Annotated in this window: 23 protein-coding genes and 1 riboswitch; of the genes, 13 read left to right on the forward strand and 10 right to left on the reverse strand. The window is 63.5% G+C overall.

Going from position 1 to position 26,150, the window contains the following annotated elements; genetic code table 11:
- Position 1 precedes the first annotated feature (1 nt).
- The 3 genes from thiE to menA all read right to left on the reverse strand — a co-directional run bounded on the left by thiE (position 2) and on the right by menA (position 4,936).
- Positions 2 to 1,510, reverse strand: a complete 1,509-nt coding sequence (thiE, locus tag GU3_RS01690; RefSeq protein ID WP_014290829.1) for a thiamine phosphate synthase — start codon at positions 1,508 to 1,510, stop codon at positions 2 to 4.
- Positions 1,507 to 3,462 (reverse strand): phosphomethylpyrimidine synthase ThiC, encoded by a 1,956-nt coding sequence (thiC, locus tag GU3_RS01695; protein WP_014290830.1) that lies wholly within the window; start codon positions 3,460 to 3,462, stop codon positions 1,507 to 1,509. Before thiC ends, thiE begins: the two co-directional genes overlap by 4 nt.
- Positions 3,463 to 3,535: 73 nt before the next feature.
- Positions 3,536 to 3,637: riboswitch (TPP riboswitch) on the reverse strand.
- 426 nt (positions 3,638 to 4,063) lie between these two features.
- A complete protein-coding gene (gene menA, locus GU3_RS01700) occupies positions 4,064 to 4,936 on the reverse strand; it encodes a 1,4-dihydroxy-2-naphthoate octaprenyltransferase (RefSeq protein ID WP_014290831.1) in 873 nt (290 codons plus the stop codon).
- A 126-nt stretch (positions 4,937 to 5,062) separates the two neighbouring features.
- Here menA and GU3_RS01705 point away from each other — a divergent pair, with 126 nt between their 5' ends.
- Entirely contained in the window at positions 5,063 to 5,971 is a 909-nt protein-coding gene (locus tag GU3_RS01705; RefSeq protein ID WP_014290832.1) for an o-succinylbenzoic acid (OSB) synthetase, read from the forward strand.
- 109 nt (positions 5,972 to 6,080) lie between these two features.
- On the forward strand, positions 6,081 to 8,060 hold the full coding sequence (locus GU3_RS01710; protein WP_014290833.1) for an exoribonuclease II: 1,980 nt from the start codon (positions 6,081 to 6,083) through the stop codon (positions 8,058 to 8,060).
- 121 nt (positions 8,061 to 8,181) lie between these two features.
- Here the strand turns inward: GU3_RS01710 and rhuM are convergent, their stop codons facing one another.
- From rhuM to GU3_RS01740, 6 genes are all read right to left on the reverse strand, one after another.
- Positions 8,182 to 9,189 (reverse strand): virulence protein RhuM/Fic/DOC family protein, encoded by a 1,008-nt coding sequence (rhuM, locus tag GU3_RS01715; protein WP_014290834.1) that lies wholly within the window; start codon positions 9,187 to 9,189, stop codon positions 8,182 to 8,184.
- Positions 9,190 to 9,275: 86 nt separating this feature from the next.
- Positions 9,276 to 10,229, reverse strand: a complete 954-nt coding sequence (locus GU3_RS17300) for a methyl-accepting chemotaxis protein (protein ID WP_083829430.1) — start codon at positions 10,227 to 10,229, stop codon at positions 9,276 to 9,278.
- Positions 10,230 to 10,337: 108 nt separating this feature from the next.
- The gene (locus GU3_RS01725) at positions 10,338 to 11,120 is read right to left on the reverse strand and encodes an alpha/beta fold hydrolase (protein WP_014290836.1); all 783 of its coding nucleotides are present in this window, start codon (positions 11,118 to 11,120) and stop codon (positions 10,338 to 10,340) included.
- A gap of 59 nt (positions 11,121 to 11,179) precedes the next feature.
- Positions 11,180 to 12,385 carry a 3-oxoadipyl-CoA thiolase gene (gene pcaF, locus GU3_RS01730; protein ID WP_014290837.1) on the reverse strand — a complete coding sequence of 402 codons (1,206 nt, stop codon included), beginning with the start codon at positions 12,383 to 12,385 and terminating at the stop codon, positions 11,180 to 11,182.
- Positions 12,382 to 13,176 (reverse strand): CoA-transferase subunit beta, encoded by a 795-nt coding sequence (locus GU3_RS01735; protein WP_014290838.1) that lies wholly within the window; start codon positions 13,174 to 13,176, stop codon positions 12,382 to 12,384. Before GU3_RS01735 ends, pcaF begins: the two co-directional genes overlap by 4 nt.
- Positions 13,176 to 13,994 (reverse strand): CoA transferase subunit A, encoded by an 819-nt coding sequence (locus tag GU3_RS01740; protein ID WP_014290839.1) that lies wholly within the window; start codon positions 13,992 to 13,994, stop codon positions 13,176 to 13,178. Before GU3_RS01740 ends, GU3_RS01735 begins: the two co-directional genes overlap by 1 nt.
- Before the next feature lie 261 nt (positions 13,995 to 14,255).
- Between GU3_RS01740 and GU3_RS01745 the strand changes: the two genes are divergently transcribed.
- Positions 14,256 to 15,041 (forward strand): IclR family transcriptional regulator C-terminal domain-containing protein, encoded by a 786-nt coding sequence (locus tag GU3_RS01745; RefSeq protein ID WP_202798268.1) that lies wholly within the window; start codon positions 14,256 to 14,258, stop codon positions 15,039 to 15,041.
- Positions 15,042 to 15,054: 13 nt separating this feature from the next.
- On the opposite strand, the gene GU3_RS01750 is transcribed toward GU3_RS01745, so the two are convergent.
- Positions 15,055 to 15,957 carry a LysR family transcriptional regulator gene (locus GU3_RS01750; RefSeq protein WP_014290841.1) on the reverse strand — a complete coding sequence of 301 codons (903 nt, stop codon included), beginning with the start codon at positions 15,955 to 15,957 and terminating at the stop codon, positions 15,055 to 15,057.
- Positions 15,958 to 16,064: 107 nt separating this feature from the next.
- Between GU3_RS01750 and GU3_RS01755 the strand changes: the two genes are divergently transcribed.
- The 10 genes from GU3_RS01755 (at position 16,065) to cysP (ending at position 26,150) form a co-directional block, all read left to right on the forward strand.
- Positions 16,065 to 17,183: a muconate/chloromuconate family cycloisomerase gene (locus tag GU3_RS01755; RefSeq protein WP_014290842.1), complete on the forward strand. Its 1,119-nt coding sequence runs from the start codon at positions 16,065 to 16,067 to the stop codon at positions 17,181 to 17,183.
- A 34-nt stretch (positions 17,184 to 17,217) separates the two neighbouring features.
- Entirely contained in the window at positions 17,218 to 17,508 is a 291-nt protein-coding gene (gene catC / locus GU3_RS01760) for a muconolactone Delta-isomerase (RefSeq protein ID WP_014290843.1), read from the forward strand.
- Between the two features lie 50 nt (positions 17,509 to 17,558).
- A complete protein-coding gene (gene catA / locus GU3_RS01765; protein ID WP_014290844.1) occupies positions 17,559 to 18,488 on the forward strand; it encodes a catechol 1,2-dioxygenase in 930 nt (309 codons plus the stop codon).
- A gap of 102 nt (positions 18,489 to 18,590) precedes the next feature.
- The gene (locus tag GU3_RS01770) at positions 18,591 to 19,967 is read left to right on the forward strand and encodes a Rieske 2Fe-2S domain-containing protein (protein ID WP_014290845.1); all 1,377 of its coding nucleotides are present in this window, start codon (positions 18,591 to 18,593) and stop codon (positions 19,965 to 19,967) included.
- Complete coding sequence (gene benB / locus GU3_RS01775; protein ID WP_014290846.1) at positions 19,964 to 20,455, forward strand: benzoate 1,2-dioxygenase small subunit; 492 nt, start codon at positions 19,964 to 19,966, stop codon at positions 20,453 to 20,455. The genes GU3_RS01770 and benB overlap by 4 nt, the downstream gene beginning before the upstream one ends.
- Before the next feature lie 17 nt (positions 20,456 to 20,472).
- Positions 20,473 to 21,501: a benzoate 1,2-dioxygenase electron transfer component BenC gene (benC, locus tag GU3_RS01780; RefSeq protein WP_014290847.1), complete on the forward strand. Its 1,029-nt coding sequence runs from the start codon at positions 20,473 to 20,475 to the stop codon at positions 21,499 to 21,501.
- Positions 21,498 to 22,277, forward strand: a complete 780-nt coding sequence (benD, locus tag GU3_RS01785) for a benzoate diol dehydrogenase BenD (protein WP_014290848.1) — start codon at positions 21,498 to 21,500, stop codon at positions 22,275 to 22,277. The genes benC and benD overlap by 4 nt, the downstream gene beginning before the upstream one ends.
- A gap of 96 nt (positions 22,278 to 22,373) precedes the next feature.
- Complete coding sequence (locus tag GU3_RS01790) at positions 22,374 to 23,714, forward strand: MFS transporter (RefSeq protein ID WP_014290849.1); 1,341 nt, start codon at positions 22,374 to 22,376, stop codon at positions 23,712 to 23,714.
- Between the two features lie 76 nt (positions 23,715 to 23,790).
- On the forward strand, positions 23,791 to 25,002 hold the full coding sequence (locus GU3_RS01795; protein WP_014290850.1) for a benzoate/H(+) symporter BenE family transporter: 1,212 nt from the start codon (positions 23,791 to 23,793) through the stop codon (positions 25,000 to 25,002).
- Between the two features lie 143 nt (positions 25,003 to 25,145).
- Entirely contained in the window at positions 25,146 to 26,150 is a 1,005-nt protein-coding gene (gene cysP / locus GU3_RS01800; RefSeq protein WP_014290851.1) for a thiosulfate ABC transporter substrate-binding protein CysP, read from the forward strand.

Consider the following 26,150-nt stretch of genomic DNA (forward strand, 5'->3'; position numbering starts at 1 on the left):
ATTACCCCTCCACCATTTGCAGCAGTTCCCGGGTCGCCGCGTCCGGATCCGCCGCCTCGGTAATGGCGGTGACCAGGGCGATGCTGCCCACACCGGTTTGTGCCACCAGCGGCACCCGGTCCTTGCTGATGCCGCCGATGGCCACCAGCGGGAACTCGTCCTGCATCAGCGCCACGTAGCGGTGCAGCCGCTCCAGGCCCTGGGGCCGGGACGGCATGTCCTTGGTGCGGGTGGGAAAGATATGCCCCAGCGCCAGGTAGGAGGGCTTCAGCTCCCGGGCCCGCAGCATTTCATAATAGCCGTGGGTGGACAGACCCAGCTTGAGACCGGCGGCGCGAATGGCCTCCAGATCCGCCACCTCGATGTCTTCCTGGCCCAGGTGCACACCGTAGGCGCCGTGCTTGATGGCCAGACGCCAGTAGTCGTTGATGAACAGGCGGGCGTTGTAGCGCTTGCCCAGCTCAACCGCGGCGCGTACGTCGGCTTCCACCTCGGCGTCGGTCTTGTCTTTAATGCGCAGCTGTAGGGTGCGAACGCCCTGCTTCAGCAGCCGCTCCAGCCAGGCGACCGTGGTCACCACCGGGTACAGGCCCAGCTGGTTGGTGTCCATGGCGGCAAAAGCGCCCTGGGGATGCGGACCACTTATACCCAACTGCTCGGCCAACTTGCTGCCCGGCATGACCACGGCGGGGAAGTCGGCCAGGTTGGTCGGCCAGCCCAGGTGCGCCACCGGGCCGGCGCCGGCGCCGATGCCTTCGGCGCCCTTGAGGCCCTGGTTGACGTAGGCCTTGGCCAGTACCAGGGCGTCCTCAATCGGGTAGTCCAGGGCCACGGCGGTGGCAATGGCCGAGGACAGGGTGCAGCCGGTGCCATGACCGTGTTGCGTGTCCAGACGCGGACTGGCCAGCCAGATTTCCCGCTCGCCGTCGCTGTAGAAGTCGATGGCCTGATCGCCGGTCCAGTCGAGGTGGCCGCCCTTGACCAGGACGGCACCGACACCCATTTCCCGCAGGGCGGCGGCGCCGGCCCGAAGGGCCTGGGGCGAGTCGGGCGCGATGCCCGACAGTGCTTCCAGCTCCACGGCGTTGGGGGTGATCAGATCCACTTCTGGCAGCAGGTGGGTCTTGATGGCCGGCAGCAGGTTGGCCTCGGCCATGGACTGGCCGGTGCTGGCGATGGCCACCGGATCCAGCACCACCCAGGGCTGCCACTGGCGGCGGTATTCTTTCAGGTAGCGCGCCAGCACCTCGGCCCGCAGGCCGCCGGGCAGAAGGCCAATCTTGATGGCGGCGGCCTGCATGTCGGTGGCCAGGGACACCAGCTGGCTGGTAAAGGCCTGCATCAGCACCGGCTCCACCATGGACACCGAGACCGAATTTTGCGCCGTGATGGCGGAAATCACCGAGCAGCCGTGGCCGCCCAGTGCCTGAATGGTGTGCAGGTCGGCCTGAATGCCGGCCCCGCCGCCCGAGTCGGAACCGGCAATGGTCCAGACGATGGGTTTGGTCATAGAGATTCTCGCTCCAGTTTGTCGGCCTGGTGATACAACTCACCGCCGCGTTTCTTGAATTCTTCCGACATTTTCGCCATGCCGGCCTGCACCAGCTCGGGCTGGCCGTCCATGCCCACCAGCTGCACCTGAATGTTGTTCTCCAGGCTGGCGGCGTAGTCACGCACGTCCTGGGTGATCTTCATGGAGCAGAACTTGGGTCCGCACATGGAGCAGAAATGCGCCACCTTACCCGATTCCTGAGGCAGGGTCTCGTCGTGGTATTCCCGCGCGGTTTCCGGATCCAGGGCCAGGTTGAACTGGTCGTTCCAGCGGAACTCAAAGCGCGCCTTGGACATGGCGTTGTCGCGGATCTGGGCGCCCGGGTGGCCCTTGGCCAGGTCGGCGGCATGGGCGGCGATCTTGTAGGTGATCAGGCCCTGTTTGACGTCTTCCTTGTTGGGCAGGCCCAGGTGCTCTTTGGGCGTCACATAACAGAGCATGGCACAGCCGTACCAGCCGATCAGCGCGGCGCCGATGCCGGAGGTAAAGTGGTCGTAGCCCGGGGCGATGTCGGTGGTCAGCGGGCCCAAAGTGTAGAAGGGGGCTTCATGGCAGTGCTCGAGCTGCTCTTCCATGTTGCGCTTGATCATGTGCATCGGAATGTGGCCGGGACCTTCGATGATCACCTGCACGTCGTATTCCCAGGCGATTTTGGTCAGTTCCCCAAGAGTGTGCAGTTCGGCGAACTGGGCCTCGTCGTTGGCGTCGGCGATGGAGCCGGGACGCATGCCGTCACCCAGGGACAGGGAAACGTCGTAGGCGGCACAGATTTCGCAAATTTCGCGGAAGTTCTCGTACAGGAAGCTTTCCTTGTGGTGGGTCAGACACCACTTGGCCATGATGGAGCCGCCGCGGGACACAATGCCGGTCACCCGTTTGGCGGTCATGGGCACATAACGCAGCAGCACGCCGGCGTGAATGGTGAAATAGTCCACGCCCTGCTCGGCCTGCTCGATCAGGGTGTCGCGGAACACTTCCCAGGTCAGGTCTTCGGCCACGCCGTTCACCTTTTCCAGCGCCTGGTAGATGGGCACGGTACCGATGGGCACCGGGCTGTTGCGCAGGATCCACTCACGGGTTTCGTGAATGTAGCGGCCGGTAGACAGGTCCATAACGGTGTCGGCACCCCAGCGGGTGGACCACACCAGTTTCTCCACTTCTTCCTCAATGGAGGAAGTCACCGCCGAGTTGCCGATGTTGGCGTTGATCTTCACCAGGAAGTTGCGGCCGATGATCATGGGCTCGGCTTCCGGGTGGTTGATGTTGGCGGGAATGATGGCGCGGCCTTCGGCCACTTCCTTGCGCACGAATTCGGGAGTGATGTTTTCCGGCAGGTTGGCGCCGAAGTTTTCGCCCGGATGTTGCTTGAGCAGCAGTTCGTCGCGCACCCGCTCACGGCCCATGTTTTCACGGATGGCGATGTATTCCATCTCGGGGGTGATAATGCCGCGACGGGCATAATGCATCTGGGTCACGCACTGACCGATCTTGGCCTTGCGCGGCTTGGGCAGGTGCTCGAAACGCAGGTGATCCAGGCCGTCGTCGGCCATGCGCTGCTGGGTAAAGTGGGAAGTGGCGCTGGCCAGCTCGACCGTGTCGTTACGTTCCAGGATCCACTGCTGACGCAGCGGGGGCAGGCCCTTGCGCACATCGATTTCGGACTCGGGATCGCCGTAGGCACCGGAAGTGTCGTACACGGGTACCGGTGCATTGGGTTCAAAGATGGGGTTGTCTTCGCTACCGCCCTTGAAGCTGTCGGCCAGGGCGATTTCGCGCATGGCGACTTTTATATCCGGGCGTGAGCCTTCAAGATAAATGCGGGAGGAATTCGGAAAGGGTTCGCCCTTCAGGTTGTGAATGTATTCCTGGGCCTGGCTGCGAACTTCACGACGGTTTACTTTGGTTGACATAGCAATCTCACTTTTATCCATAGGGTGAAAATGCTTGTCGGGAGTGTTGATAAAGAACTGCGTACATCCGGTGGCGGGTTCTTTACTTGCTTCCCTTCGCAGGTATTAGCCTGATCAGGTTCAACGGATCCCGCTTTCGCGGTCTCAGCCCAAAAGGGCACTCCGACAAGATGGTCGCAGTATAACCAGACCAAGTTCACAAAAGCAAAGGCGTTCTCCGGCCCGTCCACAGCCGAAAACGTACCGGGCGCTTACTTTTTTGCATAAGGTGGCTGATGGCACACGGCCTGATGTTCCTCTACCAGAAGCAACAACAGGGTTGCCTCCACCGACACGCTGCGAGTACCTCCATGTAGCGCTCAGCAAATGCCATCCATGGCATTTGATGGTCGGTTACGGCAATCCCTGCTGCTGCTTCGAGCAACATCGGTGTTGTCTGCTTGCTGTCAGTCAGCTCCATACATTCCAAGGAGGGCAAAGGGTGTCTGCTTCGCCGTGCCCTTTGCGCCATGGATGGCGCAACGGAGCCCCCATGGAAGGGTTTACGGCGTGCCGGAGAAGCAGTGCCCTTTGGCCGACGACAGTGCACACCCCCGCAGGTTCAGGCCGTTACCAACCCCAATGCCAGCCCGGCGGTCAATACCAGGGTACCCTTGGCGGTGAGCGCCAGTGCCCGGTTCAGCTCGGCGCCTTCACGGGTTAGCACCAGCTTCAGCCCTTGGGCCAGTGGCCACAGCCCCGCCAATGCCAGATATCCCCAGCCGGTCATCAGCCGCTCGCCCGCCAGCAGGGCCAGCGCCAGCACCGCGCCCTGCCAGGCCCGGGCCAGGGGCAGCCCCAGCCGCAGCGCCAGGGTGTGCTTGCCGGCCAGGCGGTCACCGTCCAGATCGCGAATGTTGTTGATGTTGAGCACCGCCATCGACAGCAACCCCGCCACCAATGCCGCCCAGCCACCGGTGGCGGTGAGTTCGGGCCGCATCAGCCAGCCGGTGCCGAGCACCGCCACCGGGCCGAAGAACACAAACACCGCCGCATCTCCCAGCCCCGAGTAGCCGTAGGGCCGCCGGCCCAGGGTATAACCCAGCGCCGCCAGCACCGACAGCGCTCCCAGCAGCAAAAACCCGAGCCAGGCGGCCAGGTTGCTGCCCAGCGCCAAGGTCAGCAGCGCCAGTCCGCTCGCCATTGCCAGCCCCACCACCCATACCATGGCCCGGCGCAGCTGCGCCGCCGTGACCCGCCCCGAGGCCAGCACTCGGGCCGGCCCGATGCGCTCATGGCCGTCGGTGCCGCGCAGACCGTCGCCGTAGTCGTTGGCCAGGTTCGACAATATCTGCAACAGCAGCGCCGTGAGCAGCGCCAATGCCAGCACGCCGGCATGGATGGTGCAGGCAGACGCCGCTCCCAGCACAATCGAGGCCACCGCCAGCGGCAGGGTTTTGGGGCGAATGGCCAGCAGCCAGGTCGTCAGGGGCATGAAAACAAATTCCCTCTTGTAGAAGTGGCCTTATGATACTCACTCGGCCCCGGCAATAAACACCTCTGTCGCTCACCGTGCCACCATGTTACCTTTATGTGAAAGTAAATAGCTGAGCGCCTTGCCATGTCCATTTCGGTTTACCGCTATGCCCTGCCCCTGACCAAAGAGAAGCTGATCGACGGCGTGACCGTGCGCCGCCGCCACGGCTTTTATGTCCATATTAACGGCCACTGGGCCGAGGTGGCCCCGCCGGTAACCGCCGATCCGGCCGCCACCGAAACCGAACTGCTGGCCGCCTGCAAACAGCTTGAACAAGGCCTTGAACCCAATACCACACTCCCCTGGATACGTTTTGGGCTGGGCTGTGCGCTCATGCCACTCACCGCGCCCCCCGCCCCCAGCCTGCCGCTGCTGGAAGGGGAACGGGAAGCCATTATTCGCGCCTGGCGCTGCCGCCGAGTGCATCCCACTCAGGCCTGGCTGACCCTGACCGGCGATGTGCAGTTTGACGCCGGCCTGGTGCGGGAGCTGTCTATTCTGGTGCCCGGACTAAGACTGGTGCTGGATGCCGGCGGCCGCCTCAGCGAAGCACAGCTGATGGATCTCTGGCGGCACATCGACCGCCGCGCCATTCACTGGCTGCTGGACCCCGGTGTGGATGAGGCAAGCACTCAGGCCCTTGCCCGGCAGCACGGCTGGCCGGTGGCACTCAGTGCCGAGCGCTGCGGCGGCCGGGTGCCGGTCGTCTTTGACGAGCTGAAGGCTCTGGTGCTGCGCCCGTCCCTGCTGGGCGAGCCGGCACTGTGCCGGCAACTGGCCACTGCGGCTCAGGCACAAGGAGTGGACGTGATGCTGGCGGGCAATCTGGAAAGCGGCCTGGGTCACCACCACATTGCCCAACTGGCGGGCGAGCTGACCCCGGGCCAGCCGGCCCTGCTCGATGGCCTGCGTTATTTGCTGCACAGCGGCGTGAACCTGGCGGGGCAACCGCAAGCCCGTCACCTCACCCTGATTTACGGACCGGGCTGTTGATAAAACAGCCACTCAAAACGCACCAAATTGGTGCAAAACACAAGGTTTTCTTGGCAATCCAAGGGTAAATCCGTATAGTCAGGCCGATATTTCGACAGGTTCCCGACACATGTTTCAAGACAACCCCCTGCTGGCCCAGCTCAAGCAACAAATCCGCGACACCCTTCCCACCAAGGAAGGCATGGTCAAAGGCACCTCCAAGGGCTTCGGCTTTCTCGAAGTCAGCGACAAGGAAAGCTACTTCATTCCGCCGCCCCACATGAAAAAGGTGATGCACGGCGATCGCATCACCGCCGTGCTGCGCACCGAAAACGACAAGGAGTTGGTGGAGCCCGAAACCCTGCTTGAGCCCGGTCTGACCCGCTTTGTGGCCAGGGTAAAGTGGTTCCGTGACCGGCTCAATATTGTGCCGGATCACCCGCTGATGAAAGACGCCATCAAGGCCCGCACCGGCAAGGGGCTGGACGAGAAGAACCTGAAGGAAGGCGACTGGGTACTGGCGGATCTCAAGCGCCACGCCCTGAAAGACAACGGCTTTTTCGCCGAAGTGGTGGAGCTGATTGCCGCGGTGGACGATCCCATCGCCCCCTGGTGGGTGGTGCTGGCCCGCAACAGCCTGGCCAACCAGGCGCCCCAGGATCGGGAACAGTGGGAGCTGCTGGAAGAGACCCTGCCCCGCCAGAACCTGACCGAAGTGCCCTTTTTCACCATCGACAGCGAGTCCACCCAGGACATGGACGACGCCCTAAGCGTGAAAAAACGGGATAACGGCGGCTGGGAGCTGCTGGTGGCCATTGCCGATCCTACCGCCTATGTGGCCCACGACAGCGAGCTGGACAGCATCGCCGCCAAGCGCGCCTTTACCGTCTACCTGCCGGGCCGCAACATTCCCATGCTGCCGCGCACCCTGGCCGACGAGCTGTGCTCCCTGAAGGAAGGCGAAGACCGCCACGCCCTGTGCGCCCGCATTCATATCGATGCCGATGGCAAGGTCGCCGACGACGCCGAGTTTTTTGCCGCCCGCATTCGCTCCCACGCCCGCCTGGCCTACGACAAGGTCTCCGACTGGGTAGAAGGCACCGGCGACTGGCAGCCCGCAAGCGAGGTAATCGCCGAGCAGCTGCGCGAGCTGACCGCCTTCACCCGCGCCCGCAACACCTGGCGCAGCACCCACGCCATCGTGTTTCCGGACCGTCCCGACTTCCGCTTTGAACTGGACGACGCCAGCAACGTGGTGGCCATTCATGCCGATCACCGCCGCATCGCCAACCAGATGGTGGAAGAGTCGATGATCGCCGCCAACCTGGCCTGCGGCAACTGGCTGACCAAACACTGCGGCACCGGCGTGTTCAACGTGCATGCCGGCTTTGACGAAGAGAAGCTGGCCCAGCTGCAGGAACTGCTGCAGGAGCACGGCGCCCCGGTAGACCCGGAGCGGCTGACCACCCTGGAAGGCTTCTGCGAGCTGCGCCGCTGGCTGGACGCCCGCGACACCAGCTACCTGGACAACCGAGTGCGCCGCTTCCAGTCCTTCGCCGCCATGAGCGTGACTCCGGGCGAGCACTACGGCCTGGGCCTGGACGCCTACGCCACCTGGACCTCGCCCATTCGTAAATACGGCGACATCATCAACCACCGCCTGATCAAGGCCATTCTGGCCGAGAAGGCCCACGACGCCCACGCCCCCAATGCCGAGCTGGCGGTACACCTGTCCGAGCAGCGCCGCATGCACCGCCGTGCCGAGCGCGACATCGCCGACTGGCTGTATGTGCGCTACCTGCAACCGGCGGTGGCCAGCGGCCACCCCTTTGACGCCGAGATCATCGACATCGGCCGGGGCGGCGTGAAACTGCGCCTGCAGGAAAACGGCGCCGTGGTGTTTATGCCGTCTTCCCTGATCCTGGCCAACCGGGACCGGCTGGAATGCAGCTGGGACGACGGCCGGGTCTACCTCGACAAACAGCCGGTGTACGAGCTGGGTCAGCACATTCAGGTGATCCTGACCGAAGCCATTGAAGACACCCGCTCGCTCATCGCCAAGCCGGCCATTCCGCTGGTACCGGAGAAGCAGGAAAAGCCCGCTTCCTGAGAGTGACAACCTAATACTGAAAAGGCCTGCAACTGCAGGCCTTTCTTTTTATTATCTTTTTAACCGCCAATTCAGCAGCAATTCGGCAAACCAGACCAAGCACTGTGGTTCCAGTTGCTTTTCAGTCAGTGGATGAAGACTTCTTCCCAGCCGACTCCTTGAGCAGGATAAAATGCTCGATTAACCGGATCATCAGGGTTTTCTGATCCGGCAGGCTTTCCGCCACCAGCAGCGCCAGGGCCACCAGGGTGTTGTCGTTGATTAGTTGTTCAACCGGCCGGGCCAGCAGTGCCGCATTACGGCGCAGGTACCACAAAAACAGGAAGGAGCCGCAGCGCTTGTTGCCGTCGGCCAGGGGATGATTTTTGATCACAAAATACAGTAAATGGGCGCCCCGGCTGGCCACATTGGGGTAGAACAGCTCATCGCCAAAGCCCTGCTCTATGGTGGCCAGCGCCGAGGCCAGGCCATCACCCCGCACCCTGCCAAACAGCTCGGTCGCCTCGCCCTTGGCGATCAGGGTCTGCTTGAGCTCGCCGATGGCGGCCAAGGCCTCGTCCAGCTCCAGCGGGCGCATATCCGGCTGTTTGATACCGATTTCCGCCAGTTGCTGCTCATCGTAGCCCTGCAGCAGGCTCCAGGAGCGGGCATAGTCGCTGATCACCCCCGCCACCGCGGCCCCTTCCGCTGACACCAGCCCCTGATTGCTCAGGGTGCGGCTGAGCAAATTCATCGCCTGCTCGAACTCGATGCCCCGCTCCGCCAGGCGGCGCCGGTTAAGGGTGTAGCCCTGAACCAGGTGCTCTTTCAGCACCTGGGTCGCCCACTGGCGAAACTGGACGCCGCGCTGGGACTTTACCCGATAGCCCACAGATATGATGACATCCAGTGAGTAACGAGAGACCGGCTTGTCTGAGCCAGCAATATGCATTTTTTGCATATTGCTTTCCTCGGGCAGCTCGCCCTCCTTGAACACATTGCGAATGTGGCGGGAAATCACTGACTGATCGCGGCGAAACAGCTCACACATCTGGGCCTGATTCAGCCACACCGTTTCCTGCTCCAGCGCCACTTCCAGTTGTGCTTGCCCGTCGGCACTGGTGAAAATTTGGATCTGTTGGTTTGGCATCGTCTGGTTCGTTCCGTGGCTAGCATTCGGTTGGTTTAGCCTCAGTAACAATGCTTTGCCAACGGGTGTCAACCGCTAAACAACATCTACTTGGCACTGGCCATGTCTGCCAGCACCTCCGCCACCAGCGACTGCTGATGGCCCACCCGTTGGGTGACCTGCTGCACAATCTCCATCCGGGTCTGTGCGCCCGCCTGAATATCGTCAATCGCCGCCAGGGCCTGGCTGGCCTCCTGCAAACAGGTGCCGCGGGACTGATCGATATTCTCCAGCCCGGTGCGTGCCCTGGCGGCGGAATGCCCCAGGTTTTCGGCAATGTCCCGAATTTGTTCGCTGGACTGGTTCACCCGGCGGGACAAATTGCGCACCTCGTCCGCCACCACCGCAAAACCCCGGCCATGCTCCCCCGCTCGCGCCGCTTCGATGGAGGCATTGAGGGCCAGCAGGTTGGTCTGTTTGGCGATGTCCTGAATGTTGCCCACAATGGCGCCGATTTCGGCGGATTGCTCCTGCAACTGACTGAATATCCGATCGATATTCTCCATATCACCGGCGAGTGAGCGGATCGCGGCCTCCGAGGCGCGAATGCGGTGGGCGGTCTCGGCCACCTTGTTGCCGGATTGCCGGGCCAGCACGCCGGCCTGTGCCATTTCTTCCAGGATCCGCCCGGCATTGGTACTCAGTTTGTCCAGGTCCGCCAGCAGGCGTTGAGGGTTGACCAAAGCGGATGCAGGCTGAGCCGTGTTTGCGGGCGCGGGTACGGCTACCGGTGGCGGCGAAGGTGGTGTTTCCATCACAACCGGCTCAGCTACTGCCTGTTCGACCATCTTCACCGGCAACCGCAGGGCCAGGCAAGCCGTCACCAAGAGCAATAAGATGCCCGATAAAGACAGTGCCAGGGCCGCCCCATCCTGAGCTCCCTGTCGAACGGAAAGCGTAACCAGCATCATGGCCAGGAGACTGAAACACATGCTCAATACGATTTTGATACGAGATTCGGGGGATGTTGTGCAAACAACACCGGCTTGATAAGCGTCCATGGCGAGTCATCCCTTGCAGGTTCAGTGCTTGATATCTGTTAAGGCGGGAGCGGGAGTGTGGATGGGGGGGCAGACGCACCCTGTTACCGGGTGCGCCGTCGTTGCAGGTTACTCCAACTGTTTCAGCAGCCATTCGGCAAACCGGGCCGGCACTTCCACCGAGGGCACATGGCCCACCTGCTCCAGGATCACCGGCTCGCCGGCGCCGCTGCATTCGGCCAGGGTGCGCAGGGTGTCGGGCGGGGTGGCCACGTCGTCGCTGCCGCCCACCAGCAGCAGGGGCACGCCATGGCCCTGCAGTTGCTCACGGAAGTCGGCGCGGCCCAGCATCTCGCACAGCAGGGCGTAACTGTTGGCGTCATTCCGGCCCATGATGGTGTTCCAGCCGGCCAGCAGGGCAGGCTGGGCCTGGCAGGCGGCGGGACCAAACCAGCGCGGCACTATGTCCACCGCCATGGTGGCCAGGCCCAGTTCCCGCACCGCCCTGGCGCGGGCTTGCCAGGCCTCGGCGGTGCCGATCACCGCCCCGGTATTGGTGAGGGTGGCGGACAGCAGGCGTTCGGCGTTGGCACTCAGCAGTTGCTGACCGATCACCCCGCCAATGGAGGTACCAACGAAGTGAAACCGCTCCGCACCAGCCTGGCCGACCAGCGCCAGCACTTCCGCCGCCAGATCGGCGGGGGTAATGGCGTCATCGTGCCAGGCGGCACTGCTGCCGTGGCCGGGCAGATCCCAGCTCAGCACCCTGTAACGGGGCAAGAGGGCGGGCAGCAGGTCGTCCCACACCGCCTGGCTCATGCCCAGGGGATGGGCCAGCACCACCAGCGGCAGTGCAGCATCGCCCAGCAGGCGGTAGCCGACGGCGCGGCCATTGATGTTCAGAAAAGACATTCAGCCTCCAAATAATTAAGGGAACGCCGGCCTGGACCGGCACCTCCCTGAATCCGACCTTAAACCCGCTCAATCAGGGTAGCAATACCCTGGCCGACACCCACACACATGGTGCACAGGGCCAGGCGCTTGTTCTGCCGGTGCAGCTCGTGGGCGGCGGTTTGCAGCAGGCGGGCGCCGGACATGCCGAGCGGGTGGCCCAGGGCAATGGCGCCGCCGTTAGGGTTGACTCTGGGGTCGTCGTCCTTCAGCCCCAGCTCCCGCATGCAGGCCAGGGCCTGGGCGGCAAAGGCTTCGTTGAACTCGAACAGGTCGATGTCGTCCATGGTCAGGTTGTGCCGCTCCAGCAGCTTGCGTACCGCCGGCACCGGGCCAATGCCCATGATGCGCGGCTCAACGCCACCGGTGGCCATGCCCAGCACGCGGGCCATGGGTTTGAGACCGTGGCGCTGCACCGCTGCTTCGCTGGCGATCAGCATGGCGGCGGCACCGTCGTTCACCCCGGAGGCGTTACCGGCGGTGATGCTGCCACCGGCCCGGAAGGGCGTCGGCAGCCTGGCCAGCTTCTCTGCCGTGGTGTCCGGGCGCAGGTGCTCGTCGTCGGCAAAGATCAGCGGCTCCTGCTTGCGGCGGGGAATCTCCACCGGCACGATTTCCTCGGCAAAACGGCCATTTTTCTGGGATTCAGCGGCTTTCTGCTGGGAACGAGCGGCAAAGGCGTCCTGATCTTCCCGGGAGATATTGAACTGTTCGGCGACGTTTTCCGCGGTTTCCGGCATGGAGTCCACGCCGTACTGGGCCTTCATCAGCGGGTTGATAAAGCGCCAGCCAATGGTGGTGTCTTCAATGGTCTGGGTACGGCTGAAGGCGGTGTCGGCCTTGCCCATCACGAAGGGGGCGCGGGACATGGACTCCACGCCGCCGGCCAGCACCAGATCCAGCTCACCGGCCTTAACGGCACGCACGGCGGTGCCCACGGCATCCATGCCCGAGCCGCACAGGCGGTTGATGGTGGTGCCGGGCACGCTCACCGGCAGGCCCGCCAGCAGGGACGACATGCGCGCCACGTTGCGGTTGTCTTCCCCGGCCTGGTTGGCGCAGCCCATGATGACTTCGTCGATGGCCGCCGGATCCAGCGCCGGTGCCTCGGCCAGCACCGCCTTGAACACATGAGCGGCCAGATCGTCGGGGCGGACCGCCGCCAGGGTGCCGCCGAAGCGACCGATGGCGGTGCGGCGGGGATGGCACAGATAAACGGGCTTCATTGGGCGGCCTCCTGGGATACCGGCTTGGCATGGTGTTCGGCGGTTCTGGCCTTGAGCGAGCGCAGTATCTCCAGCTCCTCGGCAGAGGGCTCGGGGGTCAGGGCCAGCTCATCGGCAAAGCGTACCGGCCAGCCGGTGGCCTCGCTTACCTGCTCTTTCGTTACGCCCGGATGCAAGGACACCACCACCAGCTCTTTGGTCTCGGCATCGGGGGCCATCACGCACAGGTCGGTGATCACCTTGGTCGGGCCCCGGCCGATGTTGGGCACGCCGTCGCGTCCCTTGCCGTCCCGGCCGTAGCCCAGGGTGGTGATGAAGTCGACGGCCTCAACAAAGGCCCGCGGCGAGTGCTTTAGGGTGATAAACACTTCCCGGGCGTTGGAGGCGATTTCGGGGGCGCCGCCACCACCGGGCAGGCGCACCTTGGGTGATTGATAGTCGCCGATCAGGGTGGTGTTGAGGTTGGCGTAGCGGTCAATCTGGGCGGTACCCAGAAAGCCCACATCGATATGGCCGCCCTGCAGCCAGTAGCGGAACATCTCCGGCACCGCCACCGTGGTCAGCGCCTGCTCGCACAGCTCGCCGTCGCCGATGGACAGGGGCAGGATGTCGGGCTTGGTTTGCAGGGTGCCGGATTCATAGATCAGCACCACCTCGGGGGCGTGGGTCAGGCGTGCCAGGTTGGCCGCCTCGCTGGGCAGGCCGATGCCCACAAAACAGGTCATGCCGTTGCTCAGGGCTCGGGCGGCGGTGACCGTCATCATTTCGGAAGCGGTGTATTCGAGCGTCATTATGCCTGCCCTCCTGCGTTGTATACGTTTTTATCCAGCCACTGGTTGAAGGTGTCACGATCCCGGGAGATCGCGTCCCATTCCTTGTAGAAGCTGTTATTTCTCGGATAGTAGCCGTGGGCGTAGGACGGCGCCGCGCCCCCTTTCACCTCGGCGATGGCATCGATGGCCCAGCCCGGGATCACGCAGGCATTGGGGTCGGCCTGCAGGTCGTCGACGATTTCTTCCACGGTGACGATGCTGTGCTTGGCCGCCAGTACCGCTTCCTTCTGCACCCCGACGATGCCGGAGACCAGCACGTTGCCCTGCCGGTCGGCGCGCTGGGCATGGATGATGCTCACATCGGGCCGCACCGCCGGCACCGCCGCCAGCCGTTCACCGGTGAAAGGGCATTCGATAAAGCGGATCTGCGGGTTCACCTTGGGCAGGTCGCTGCCGATGTAGCCGCGCAGCACCGCCAGCGGCAGGCCGGCGGCACCCGCTTCATAGGCGCAGGCCATGGCGGCGTGGCTGTGTTCGAAAATCTCGAGGGGCTGGGGGTAGCCCTTCTCCACCGCGTCGCGCAGCCGGTGCAGGGAACCCACGCCGGGGTTGCCGCCCCAGGAGAAGATCAGCCGCTCGGCACAACCGGCGCCGATCAGCTGGTCGTAGATAATGTCCGGGGTCATGCGGATCAGCGTCAGCCGGCGCCTTTCCTGACGGATGATTTCATGACCCGCCGCAAAGGGGATCAGGTGGGTAAAACCCTCCATGGCGACGGTGTTGCCGTCCTGGAGGTAACGAGCGACCGCGTCGTGCAGGCTCATGAATTGGGCCATGGGTATCGCCTCCCTGGTGAATTTAGAGTTCGCATTACGAACTTGGGTTTGCATTGCGAACATATTTACACCCATTTACCGAGGCTGGCAAACCCCCGACCCTGTCATTTTTTTGAAATAACAATTAACTGCCTGAAAATAATAAGGTTATTTTTTATCCATCAGAATGATGAAACGGAAGGGGAAACAACAAGTGTTCGTTATGCGAACTTTTGCTACCATGGACGGCAGCCAATCCAGGACGACAACAGCGAGAAAATGATGATCACAGACGACAGGCTCAGCCCCGACAGCCGGGACTTCGTGGCCGCCCTGGCCAGCGGCCTGGAAGTATTGCAGGCCTTCGACCAACAGCACCCGCGCATGACCCTGAGCGAGGTGGCGGCCAAAACCGGCATGGACAGGGCCAAGGCGCGGCGCTTTCTGCTCACCCTGCACGCCCTCGGCTACCTGGACAAGCAACAGCGCCATTTCGCCCTGACCCCGCGAGTGCTGCAGCTGGGCAACGCCTTTCTGGCCGCCAACCCCTACCGGGTGGTGATCCAGCACTACCTGGAGGAGATCACTCGGGAGATCGGCGAGTCCACCTCCCTGGGCGTGCTCGACGGCGACGACGTGGTCTATATCGCCCGCTCCGCCGCCGAGCACCGGCTGATGGCCATTCGCCTGTCGGTGGGCACCCGGCTGCCTGCCGCCTACACCTCCATGGGCCGGGTGCTGCTGGCTCAATTGCCCGAGGCCGAGCTGGCCGCCTGCCTGGCGCGGGTGCCACTGCAGGCCCACACAGAACACAGCATTACCGACCGGGCAGAACTGCGCCGGGCCATCGAGCAGGTGCGCCGCCAGGGCTACGCCATCGTCGATCAGGAGCTGGATTCGGGCCTGCGCTCGGTGGCGGTGCCGGCCTTCGATCAGCGGGGGCAATTGCTCGGCGCCATCAACATCAGCACCAACGCCGCCCGGGTGGACATGGACACCCTCACCGCCCGCTTCCTGCCGTTGCTGCAGGACAAGGCCAGGCAGATTCAGGAAAGCCTGCAGGGCTGAGGGCGCGACCGGCTCAGGGGTAACGCCCGGTCAGCCGGTTTTCCACCAGCTCCGCCAGTATGGTGTTAACCAGCCGCATCGCCGCATTGGGGTTCTCACCCCGGCGGCGGGAGGCGATCACCGGTATGGTGAGCTTTTCGTCCCCCACCGGCACAAACTCCACCCCTTCCCGCTTCAGCTTGTGCACCTGCTCGGGCACCAGGGCAAAGCCCATGTCCGAGGCCACCAGCGACAGCGCCGTCTGCAGATCGTTAACCTGCTGGATCACATTCACTTTCAGGCCCCGGCGGTGAAACAGCCCCTGGGCAATGTCGGCAAAGCTGGGGCCGGAAACGGCAGGAAAGGCCACCATGGGCACCTGCGCCAGCTCTGCCATGGTGGGTGACTGGCGGGTCAGGGGATGGGACGCGGGCAGGGCCGCGATCAGCGGCTCGTTGAACAGCACCTCCTGCTCCACGTCGGCGTCCTCGATGTGCACCCGGCCAAAACCGATGTCGATCTTGCCGCTTTTGAGCGCCTCCACCTGCTCCTGAGTCTTGAGCTCGTGCAGCACGATTTCCAGGTTCTTGTTGCGCCGCAGCCGGCGCACCATAAAGGGCAGCTGGCCGTAAAACACCGAGGGCACAAAACCGATGGCGAACACGGTTTTGCGCAGCTGGGCGATTTGCCGGGTGCCCTCTATGCTGGCGTCCAGCTTGTCCATGATGGTGCGGGCCTGCTGCAGGAAGTACAGCCCCCCCTGGGTCAGCTCCAGCCCCCGTGCCTTGCGAATGAACAGCTGTACCTCCAGCTCCTCTTCCAGTTGCTTGATCTGCCGGGTCAGGGGCGGCTGGGCGATAAACAACCGCTCCGCCGCCCGGGTCAGGTTCAGCTCCTCCGCCACCGCGATGAAATAACGCAGGTGTCTCAGCTCCATCCATACCTCCAGGGTATTGGTTGCGACTTAATCAATATTGGTGGCCATGACAACGCAAATGTAACCTCCTTGCAACACCGAGTTATCACGAACGCGAAAGAGGCCACATGTCAGCAACCATTCAGTCCATCGACGCCATTCTGGTCGACATCCCGACCATACGCCCGCACAAGCTGTCCATGACCACCATGGGCGTGCAGACCATGGTGATCGTGCGTGTTCGGGACTCCGACGGTCTGGAAGGTCTCGGCGAAGCCACCACCATCGGCGGCCTGGCCTACGGCCCGGAAAGCCCCGAAAGCGTCAAGCTGACCATCGACACCTACTTCGCTCCCCTGCTGCTGAACCAGCCGGCGGACGCCATCAATACCTTAAGGGTAAGGCTCAACCGGGCCACTCGCGGCAACAACCTGGCCAAGTCCGCCATTGAAACCGCCCTGCTCGACCTGCTGGGCAAGCGCCTGAACCAGCCCCTGCACCAGCTGCTCGGCGGCGCCGTGCACCAGCACATTCCGGTGCTCTGGACCCTGGCCAGCGGCGACACCGCCCGGGACATTGACGAGGCCAAAAGCCTGATCGCCGCCCAGCGCCACTGCGACTTCAAGCTCAAAATCGGCTCCCGCCCGCTGATGGACGACGTGCGCCATGTGGCGGCCATCAAGGCGGCCGTAGGCGACAGCGCCAGCGTGCGGGTCGACGTCAACCAGGCCTGGGATGAAAGCACCGCCGCCCGGGGCATGGCCGAACTGCAGGCCGCCGGCATCGATCTGGTGGAACAACCCACCCCGATGAAGGACTTCGGCGCCCTGGTGCGGCTGTCGCAAAAATTCCACCTGCCGATCCTGGCGGACGAAGCGGTGGCCGACGCCCGCGACATGTTCGCCCTGGCCTCGGCCGGTTTCTCCGGCTCGGTGGCGCTCAAGATCGCCAAGGCCGGCGGCCCGCTGCGGGCGCTGGAAGTGGCCCATGTGGCCAGCGCCGCCGGCATCGGCCTCTACGGCGGCACCCTGCTGGAAGGCACCATCGGCACCGTGGCCGCCCTGCACGCCTGGTCCACCCTGGACACCCTGCACTGGGGCACCGAGATGTTCGGCCCGCTGCTGCTGAAGGACGACATCGTGACCACGCCGCTAAATTTCCATCGCAACGGCGTCTCCCTGCCCGAAGGGCCGGGCCTGGGCGTCACTATCAACGAAGACAAGTTGGCCGAATACCGCCGCCCGTAACCCGTTGCCAGCTCACCCGCTACAGGAGAAAAACATGCTGTTCAAAGTTGAAATGAAGGTAAATATTCCTCACGACATGCCCGCCGAAGTGGCCGCCGAGATCAAGGCCCGGGAGAAGGCCTACGCCCAGGAGCTGCAGGCTCAGGGCAAATGGCGCCACCTGTGGCGGGTGGCCGGCAGCTACGCCAACGTCAGCATTTTCGACGTGGCCGACAATGCCGAGCTGCAGGACCTGATAAGCGCCCTGCCGCTGTTTCCCTACATGGACATTAGTGTCGCGCCCCTGTGCCGGCATCCGTCCTCCATCCATCAGGATGACCGCTGATTCAACACTCTGTACCCCTACGACCAAATAACAACGCAAGGAGCAAGGCAATGTCCGTCAAGACCATGCACACCCAGGAAGTTAAAGAACTGCTGGAAAAAGTAGCCGGCCTGAACCAGACCGGCGGCAACGAGCGGGTAAAAACCATCGTTCACCGTGTGATGCACGATGTCTTCCAGATCATTGAAGATCTCGACATCACGCCCGAAGAATTCTGGAACGCCGTCTACTACATCAACGACCTGGGCAAGAACGGCGAAGCCGCCCTGCTGGCTCCCGGCCTGGGCATGGACAAGTACCTGGACATCCGCATGGATGCCGAGGACGAGCAGGCCGGCCTGGCCGGCGGTACTCCGCGTACCATCGAAGGCCCCCTTTACGTGGCCGGCGCCCCGGTATCCGAGGGCTTCGCCCGCATGGACGACGGCACTCAGGATGGCGAAACCATGATCCTCACCGGTGTGGTCACCGACGAAAACGGCAAGCCGCTGCCCAACACCCTGGTTGAAATCTGGCACGCCGACCTCAAGGGCGGCTACTCCTACTTCGACAAGTCTCAAAGCGAGTACAACCTGCGTCGCAGCATCCTGACCGATGCCGAGGGCCGCTACACCGCTCAGAGCATTATTCCGTCCGGTTACGGCTGCCCGCCCGAAGGCTCCACCCAGGCTCTGCTCAACCAGCTCGGCCGTCACGGCCGCCGTCCGGCCCACATCCACTTCTTCGTGTCCAAGCCGGGCCACAAGCACCTGACCACCCAGATCAACCTGGCCGGTGACGAGTACACCTACGACGATTTCGCCTTCGCCACCCGCGAAGAGCTGGTGTGTGACGCGGTGCGCATTGAAGACGCCGCCGCCGCCGAGCAATACGGCCTGAACAAACCGTTCACCAAGGTGGAATTCAACATTCAGCTGGTCGTCTCCGACAAACCCGAGCACCAGCAGCGCCACGAGCGCAAACGCGCCCTGGAAGCCTGAACCGTTTAATTCCCATCAAACCAAGAGATTGCCGGCCGCCCACGGTGTGAGCGGCCCGGGAAGACTCACGCCCGACAACGGCATCACATGGAGTGACGACAGATGACTCGCCAACTCGACCGACTTGAAAACAAGATCCGCCACGCGGTGGAAGCCGACGCCCAGAGCGGCCACTACCGCTGCGATCGCAGCATTTTCACCGACCAGGAGCTGTTTGACCTGGAGATGAAGCACATCTTCGAAGGCAACTGGATCTACCTGGCCCACGAGAGCCAGGTGGAAAATCCGGGTGATTACTTCACCACCACCGTCGGCCGCCAGCCGGTGGTGATCACCCGCACCAAGGACGGCGAGCTGCGCGCCCTGCTCAACACCTGCTCCCACCGGGGTGCCACCCTGTGCCGCAAAAAGCGTGGCAACAAGACTTCCTTTACCTGCCCCTTCCACGGCTGGACCTTCAAGAACGACGGTCAGTTGCTGAAGGCACGGGATCAGAAGAAGGGCGGCTACCCGGACAGCTTCAGCACCGATGGTTCCCACGATCTCAAGCAGTTGCCGAAGTTCGAATCCTACCGCGGCTTCCTGTTCGGCAGCCTCAGCGCCGACGTGCAGCCCTTGCGGGAATACCTGGGCGAAACCACCAAGATCATCGACAACATCGTCGATCAGGCGGAAGACGGCCTGGAAGTGCTGCGCGGCAGCTCCACCTACACCTATGAAGGCAACTGGAAGCTGACCGCCGAAAACGGCGCCGACGGCTACCACGTGGGCACGGTACACTGGAACTACCTGTCCACCATGAGCCAGCGCAACTACGAGAAGGGCGGCACCGAGGCGGTGGACGCCAAGAGCTGGTCCAACGAGGGCGGTTTCTATTCCTTCGACAACGGCCACATGATGCTGTGGACCCGGCTCACCAATCCCCAGGTGCGGCCGGTGTACAACCACCTGCAGCGGCTGGAGCAACAGCTGGGCGCGGCCCGGGCCGATGCCATCGTCAATACCACCAAGAACCTGTGCCTGTACCCGAATGTGTACCTGATGGACCAGTTCTCCACTCAGATCCGGGTGCTGCGCCCCATCTCCGTCAACAAGACCGAGATCACCATCTATTGCTGGGCACCGAAGAACGAGCCGGCCGCCGACCGCGCCAAGCGCATCCGCCAGTATGAAGACTTCTTCAACGTCAGCGGCATGGGTACGCCGGACGACCTGGAAGAATTCCGCGCCTGCCAGAACGGCTACCAGGCCAGCGGCCTGAAGTGGAACGACATGAGCCGGGGCGCCGCCCACTGGATCCAGGGCCCGGATGCCGGCGCCGACGCCATCGGCCTCAAGCCCATTCTGAGCGGTGCCAAGCCGGAAGACGAAGGGCTTTATGTCACTCACCACCAGCATTGGGTAAAAGAGATGCTGCAAGCGGTAGAAACCGAGCGTGCACGCATGATTTCCATCACCGAACAGGAGGCTTCCGAATGAGCATGAGCTTCGAACAAATCCAGGCTTTCATTCACCGTGAGGCCCGTTTGCTGGACGACCGCCAGTGGGATCAGTGGCTGCAGTGCTACCACGAAGACGTGATGTACTGGATGCCCGCCTGGGACGACGAGGATCAACTGACCGAGGATCCCCAGACCGAGATCTCGCTGATCTATTACCCGAACCGTAAGGGCCTGGAAGATCGCGTCTACCGCATCAAGACCGAGCGCTCCGGCGCAAGCTCCTTGCCGGAGCCGCGCACCACCCACCTGACCACCAACCTGGAGATCCTGGAGCAGGAAGGCACTACCGTGAAGCTGCGCTTCAACTGGCAGACCAACAGCCACCGCTACAACCAGACCCAGAGCTTCTTCGGCACCTCCTTCTACACCCTGGATACCAGCGGTGAGCAGCCGGTGATCACCGAGAAGAAGATCGTCCTGAACAACGACTACATCAATCAAGTGATTGATATCTATCACCTGTAACCGGTGGGGAGAGGATCATGAGCTACAACATAGCCCTCAACTTCGAAGACGGCGTCACCCGCTTCATCAACTGCAACCCGGGGGAAACCGTGCTGGACGCGGCCTACCGCAACCAGATCAAGCTGCCCATGGACTGCTCCGACGGCGTCTGTGGAACTTGCAAGGGCAGTTGCCGCCAGGGCAACTTCGACCTGGGCGACGACTACATTGACGAGGCCCTGACCGAGGAGGAAGTGGCCGAGGGTAAGGTGCTCACCTGCCAGATGGTGCCCTCCAGCGACTGCGTGGTGGAGATCCCCGCCCCCTCCACCCTGTGCAAGACCGGCCAGGTGGAGTTCGGCGGCACCCTGGCCGAGGTCAACCTGATCTCCCCCACCGCCATCGAACTCAAGGTGAACGCGGACCAGGAGATCCCCTTCCTGCCGGGCCAGTACGTCAACATCAAGGTGCCGGGCAGCGAGGAAAGCCGCGCCTACTCCTTCAGCTCGCGCCCGGGCAGCCGGGAGCTGAGCTTCCTGATCCGCAACGTGCCGGGCGGCCTGATGAGCTCCTGGCTGGTGGGCCAGGCCCGGGCCGGCGACCGGCTGAGCCTGACCGGCCCCATGGGGGTGTTCTACCTGCGCCCGGTGGCGCGTCCGGTGCTGATGCTGGCCGGCGGTACCGGCCTGGCGCCCTTCCTGGCGATGCTGGAAGAACTGAAGGTGAAAGGCTGCGACCAGCCGGTGCACCTGATCTACGGCGTGACCAACGACGACGACCTGGTCGGGATCGAGGCGCTGGAGCGCTTCGCCGCCGAGATCGAACATTTCAGCTTCAAGACGGTGGTGGCCAGTCCCGACAGCGCCCACCCGCGCAAGGGCTATGTCACCAACCATATGGAAGACGCTCCCCTCCAGCACGGCGAGGTGGACGTCTACCTGTGCGGTCCGCCGCCCATGGTGGACGCGGTGCTGGGCTACTTCCGGGAGCAGGGCATTCAGCCCACGTCCTTCCACTACGAGAAGTTCAGCCCCAGCGTGGCGGCCGTCGCGGAGCAGGTGGCATGAGTGCCCGCTTCACCGGCCGAGTGATGGTGATCACCGGCGCCGCCCAGGGCATAGGCCGGCGGGTGGCCGAGCGGGCGGCGGCAGAAGGCGCCCGCCTGGTGCTGGCGGATCTGGCGGATTACGTGCACGAACTGGCGGCCGCACTCGAACAACAGGGCACCGAGGCCCTGGCGGTGCAGGCCGATCTGGAAACCTGGGACGGGGCCGAGACCCTGATGACCAAAGCCCATGAACGGTTCGGCCGCATTGATGTGCTGGTCAACAACGTAGGCGGCACCATCTGGGCCCAGCCTTACGAGCACTACAGTCCGGAGCAGATCCAGAAGGAAATCCAGCGCTCCCTGTTTCCCACCCTGTGGTGCTGCCGGGCGGTGCTGCCCTACATGGTGGCGCAGCAGGGCGGCGCCATCGTCAATGTGTCGTCGGTGGCCACCCGCGGCCTGATGCGGGTGCCCTACGGCGCCGCCAAGGGCGGGGTCAACGCCATGACCGTTAACCTGGCGTTTGAATACGCCGAACACGGCATTCGGGTCAACGCCACCGCGCCGGGCGGCACCGAGGCGCCGCCCCGGCTGACCCCGCGCAACAACGAGGCTCAGGGCGAGCGCGAGCAGCAGTGGTACCAGACCCTGGTCGAGCAGACCAAATCGACCAGCCTGATGCACCGCTACGGCACCCTGGACGAACAGGCCGCGGCCATTTTGTTCCTGGCCTCCGACGACGCCAGCTATATCACCGGCACCATTCTGCCGGTGGCCGGTGGCGATCTCGGCTGATAAACCAACAGGGCTGCCCGAGGATGGGTGGCCTTTTTTTTGCCCGCAGGGGCCAATCCGACTCCTGGATTAAGGAAAAACACGGAGTAATACCCGATGAGACAAGTAGATGTAAACCAGACCATAGACAACGCCAGCTTTACCCCCTTCCACTGGAGGGTGTTGTTCTGGTGTACCCTGATTATCATTTTCGACGGCTACGACCTGGTCATTTACGGGGTGGTGCTGCCGTTGCTGATGGATCAGTGGCAACTCAACCCCTATGTGGCCGGCCTGCTGGGCAGCAGCGCCCTGTTCGGCATGATGTTCGGGGCCATGGGCTTTGGCATGCTGTCGGACCGGCTGGGCCGCAAAAAAACCATACTGATGTGCGTGGTGCTGTTCAGCCTCACCACTGTGCTCAACGGCCTGGCCAGCAACGCCTGGCAGTTTGGCCTGCTGCGCTTTATCGCCGGTCTCGGCATTGGCGGCGTCATGCCCAATGTGGTGTCGCTGATGAGCGAATACTCGCCGAAGCGAAGCCGCAGCACCCTGGTGGCACTGATGTTCAGCGGCTACGCGGTGGGCGGCATGATGTCCGCCGGTCTCGGTATCTGGATAGTGCCCAACTACGGCTGGGAGGTCATGTTCTACCTGGCCATTGTGCCCCTGCTGCTGCTGCCGCTGATGATCAAATTCCTGCCCGAGTCGGTGGCCTTTCTGATGGCCCAAAACCGCCAGGAAGAGGCCCGGGTACTGCTGCAGAAGGTGGCGCCCCAGCAACAGATCACCGACCGGGATGAGCTGGTGGTGCCCAAGGTCGAAGTGAAGAAGGCGCCGGTGCTGGAGCTGCTGCGCGGCGGCCGTACCCTCAGCACCCTGATGTTCTGGACCGCCTTCTTCTGCTGCCTGCTGATGGTCTATGCCCTGGGCTCCTGGCTGCCCAAGCTGATGTCCGCTGCCGGTTACGAGCTGGGCTCCAGTCTGATGTTCCTGATGGTGCTCAACATCGGTGCCATCGTCGGTGCCGTGGGCGGCGGCTGGCTGGCCGATCGCTTCTCGCTGCGCTCGGTGCTGGCCAGCTTCTTTATGCTGGCTTCCGCCTCCCTGGTGCTGCTCGGCTACCCCCACCCCATGTGGCTGCTGTACAGCCTGATGGCCGTGGCCGGCGCCACCACCATCGGCTCGCAGATCCTGCTGTATGCCTATGTGGCCCAGTTCTACCCGGCCGACATCCGCTCTACCGCTCTGGGCTGGGCGTCGGGCATCGGCCGTAACGGCGCCATCGTCGGGCCTCTGTTGGGCGGCACCCTGCTGGCCCTGGCGCTGCCGCACCAGATGAACTTCCTGGCCCTGGCGATTCCCGGCGCCATCGCCACCGTCGCCATCGCCTTGGTGGGCCGGCGCGTTGGCGCCAGCCAGCCCGCCGCTGAGGCCGGTGCGGCGACCCAGGGCTAAACCCTGGCGGCGATGATCATGGCCCCGGCCTTGTGCCGGGGCCATACTATTTCTCTTGTTTTCACAGGAGCCGGATATGACCTCTTTTGTGCGTGATCTGTCGCTGCCGGCGGTGGCCGCCGGCTTTCTGGCGGTGCTGGTGTCCTACGCCGGGCCGCTTGCCATCTTCTTCCAGGCCGGCGCCAGCGCCGGCGTGCCCCCGGCCATGATGACCTCCTGGGTGTGGGCCATTTCGATTGGTGCCGCCGTGTCCGGCATGGTGCTGTCGTTCTGGCTCAGGGCGCCGGTGGTCACCGCCTGGTCGGCCCCGGGCACCGCCCTGCTGGTGACCCTGTTTCCCGACTTGTCCCTCAACGAGGCGGTGGGCGCCTACCTCACCGCCGCCGCCATCACCCTGGTGATCGGCCTGTCCGGCAGTTTCGACGCCCTGGTGCGCGCCATTCCCAGGGGCGTGGCCGCCGGCATGATGGCCGGCATCCTGTTCCAGTTCGGGGCGGGCGCCTTCACCGCCATCGACGGCTCCCCCGCCCTGGCCCTCGGCATGCTGGCCGCCTATCTGCTGGGCCGCCGGTGCTGGCCCAAGTACAGCCTGATCCTGCTGTTGCTGACCGGCATTGGACTGGCGGTGGCGCTGGAAGGGGCCTCCCTGGCTGGCCTGCGCTGGGAGCTGGCCACCCCGCAGCTGATCAAACCGGAATGGTCGCTGGCCGCCACCCTGAGCCTGGCGCTGCCGCTGGTGCTGGTCAGCCTGTCTGGCCAGTTCCTGCCGGGCATGGCCATCTTGCAGGGCGCCGGCTACCGGGTGCCGGCCCGGCCGGTGCTCGCCGTGACCAGTCTGGCGTCTTTGCCCATGGCGCTGTTCGGTGGCATCAGCATAGTGGTGGCGGCCATCACCGCCGCCATCTGCGCCGGCAAGGACGCCCATGAAGACCCCGGGCGGCGCTATGTGGCCGGGGTGTTCAATGGCGTTTTCTATCTGGTGGGCGGCCTGTTCGCCGGCACCATAGTGAGCCTGTTCACCTCGCTGCCGGTGGCCTTTGTGGCGGTGCTGGCCGGCCTGGCGCTGCTCGGCGCCATCGGCGGCAACCTCACCGCCGCGCTGGAACAGCCAAAAGGGCGGGAAGCGGCGCTGATCGCCTTTATCGTCACCGCCTCGGGGCTGTCGCTGTTCGGGCTGTCGTCGGCCCTGTGGGGCGTGGTGTTCGGCCTGACCGCCCATCTGGTGCTGGACGGACGCATCGCCCTGCCCCGGGCGCGACCGGCGGCCGACGAAGAAAAAGCCTCCTGATCAGGGCGGGTCCGGTGTCGGATCCGCCATCATATATCCACTTTTGCTTATATATTCCAAAAGCAACTATCAAAGATGCTTTAAATATCTTTTGCGCATATTAGACTCGAACGCAGAATTTATTTTTCGTTTGGAGTGGAATCATGCGCACATCCCTTCTGGCTTCCGTGCTGTTTGCCGCCGGCCTCGGTGCCACCCTGCCCCTGCAGGCCAAGGAGCTGCTCAACAGCAGCTACGACATCGCCCGCGAGCTGTTTGCCGAAATCAACCCGGTGTTTGTGAAACACTGGCAAGAGCAAACCGGTGAAACCCTGGAGATCAAGCAATCCCATGCCGGTTCATCCCGCCAGGCCCAGGCCATTTTACAGGGCCTGCGCGCCGACGTGGTGACCTACAACCAGACCACCGACGTGGATGTGCTGCACCAAAAAGGCCAGCTGATCCCCGCCGACTGGAAGGCCCGCCTACCCAACGACAGCTCCCCCTACTACTCCACCATGGCGTTTCTGGTGCGCAAGGATAACCCCAAGCAGGTGCAGGGCTGGGACGATCTGACCCGGGAAGACGTCCAGCTGGTATTCCCCAACCCCAAAACCTCCGGCAACGGCCGTTATACCTACCTGGCCGCCTGGGGCGCCGCCCACAAGGCCTTTGAGGGTGACGAGAGCAAAATCCGCGAGCACATGGGCAAGCTGGTGAAGCAGGTGGCGGTGTTCGACACCGGCGGCCGGGGTGCCACCACCACCTTTGTGGACCGTGGCATTGGTGATGTGCTGATCACCTTTGAATCGGAAGTGAACAACATCATTGCCCAGTACCCGGATCAGGGCTTTGAGCGGGTGGTACCGCCGGTGGATGTGCTGGCCGAGTTCCCGGTGACCTGGATTGACCGCAACGTGGAGCGCAACGGCACCGCCGATGCCGCCAGGGCCTATCTGGAGTTCCTCTATACCCCCGAGGCCCAGCGCATTCTGGCCAGCTACAACTACCGGGTGCATAACGAGACAGTGGCCGCCGAAGTGGCCGATCAGTTCCCGGCCACCGAGCTGTTTACCGTGGAAGAGATCTTTGGTGGCTGGGAGCAAGCCATGCAGGATCACTTCTCTAATGGCGGCAGCCTGGATCAGCTGCAAGCCGAGGCCCGCTAA

The organism is Oceanimonas sp. GK1 (genome assembly GCF_000243075.1).
Classification (GTDB): domain Bacteria; phylum Pseudomonadota; class Gammaproteobacteria; order Enterobacterales; family Aeromonadaceae; genus Oceanimonas.

Bases quoted from the DNA above. Each gene is read 5' to 3' on its own strand.
- pcaF (WP_014290837.1), bottom strand. From the start codon at position 12,385: ATGAAGCCCGTTTATCTGTGCCATCCCCGCCGCACCGCCATCGGTCGC.
- GU3_RS01795 (WP_014290850.1), top strand. From the start codon at position 23,791: ATGACCTCTTTTGTGCGTGATCTGTCGCTGCCGGCGGTGGCCGCCGGC.
- GU3_RS01755 (WP_014290842.1), top strand. From the start codon at position 16,065: ATGTCAGCAACCATTCAGTCCATCGACGCCATTCTGGTCGACATCCCG.
- cysP (WP_014290851.1), top strand. From the start codon at position 25,146: ATGCGCACATCCCTTCTGGCTTCCGTGCTGTTTGCCGCCGGCCTCGGT.
- GU3_RS01750 (WP_014290841.1), bottom strand. From the start codon at position 15,957: ATGGAGCTGAGACACCTGCGTTATTTCATCGCGGTGGCGGAGGAGCTG.
- GU3_RS01745 (WP_202798268.1), top strand. From the start codon at position 14,256: ATGATCACAGACGACAGGCTCAGCCCCGACAGCCGGGACTTCGTGGCC.
- rhuM (WP_014290834.1), bottom strand. From the start codon at position 9,189: ATGCCAAACCAACAGATCCAAATTTTCACCAGTGCCGACGGGCAAGCA.
- GU3_RS17300 (WP_083829430.1), bottom strand. From the start codon at position 10,229: ATGGACGCTTATCAAGCCGGTGTTGTTTGCACAACATCCCCCGAATCT.
- GU3_RS01790 (WP_014290849.1), top strand. From the start codon at position 22,374: ATGAGACAAGTAGATGTAAACCAGACCATAGACAACGCCAGCTTTACC.
- catC (WP_014290843.1), top strand. From the start codon at position 17,218: ATGCTGTTCAAAGTTGAAATGAAGGTAAATATTCCTCACGACATGCCC.
- GU3_RS01770 (WP_014290845.1), top strand. From the start codon at position 18,591: ATGACTCGCCAACTCGACCGACTTGAAAACAAGATCCGCCACGCGGTG.
- GU3_RS01725 (WP_014290836.1), bottom strand. From the start codon at position 11,120: ATGTCTTTTCTGAACATCAATGGCCGCGCCGTCGGCTACCGCCTGCTG.
- benD (WP_014290848.1), top strand. From the start codon at position 21,498: ATGAGTGCCCGCTTCACCGGCCGAGTGATGGTGATCACCGGCGCCGCC.
- catA (WP_014290844.1), top strand. From the start codon at position 17,559: ATGTCCGTCAAGACCATGCACACCCAGGAAGTTAAAGAACTGCTGGAA.
- GU3_RS01710 (WP_014290833.1), top strand. From the start codon at position 6,081: ATGTTTCAAGACAACCCCCTGCTGGCCCAGCTCAAGCAACAAATCCGC.
- menA (WP_014290831.1), bottom strand. From the start codon at position 4,936: ATGCCCCTGACGACCTGGCTGCTGGCCATTCGCCCCAAAACCCTGCCG.
- benC (WP_014290847.1), top strand. From the start codon at position 20,473: ATGAGCTACAACATAGCCCTCAACTTCGAAGACGGCGTCACCCGCTTC.
- GU3_RS01735 (WP_014290838.1), bottom strand. From the start codon at position 13,176: ATGACGCTCGAATACACCGCTTCCGAAATGATGACGGTCACCGCCGCC.
- GU3_RS01740 (WP_014290839.1), bottom strand. From the start codon at position 13,994: ATGGCCCAATTCATGAGCCTGCACGACGCGGTCGCTCGTTACCTCCAG.
- GU3_RS01705 (WP_014290832.1), top strand. From the start codon at position 5,063: ATGTCCATTTCGGTTTACCGCTATGCCCTGCCCCTGACCAAAGAGAAG.
- benB (WP_014290846.1), top strand. From the start codon at position 19,964: ATGAGCATGAGCTTCGAACAAATCCAGGCTTTCATTCACCGTGAGGCC.
- thiC (WP_014290830.1), bottom strand. From the start codon at position 3,462: ATGTCAACCAAAGTAAACCGTCGTGAAGTTCGCAGCCAGGCCCAGGAA.
- thiE (WP_014290829.1), bottom strand. From the start codon at position 1,510: ATGACCAAACCCATCGTCTGGACCATTGCCGGTTCCGACTCGGGCGGC.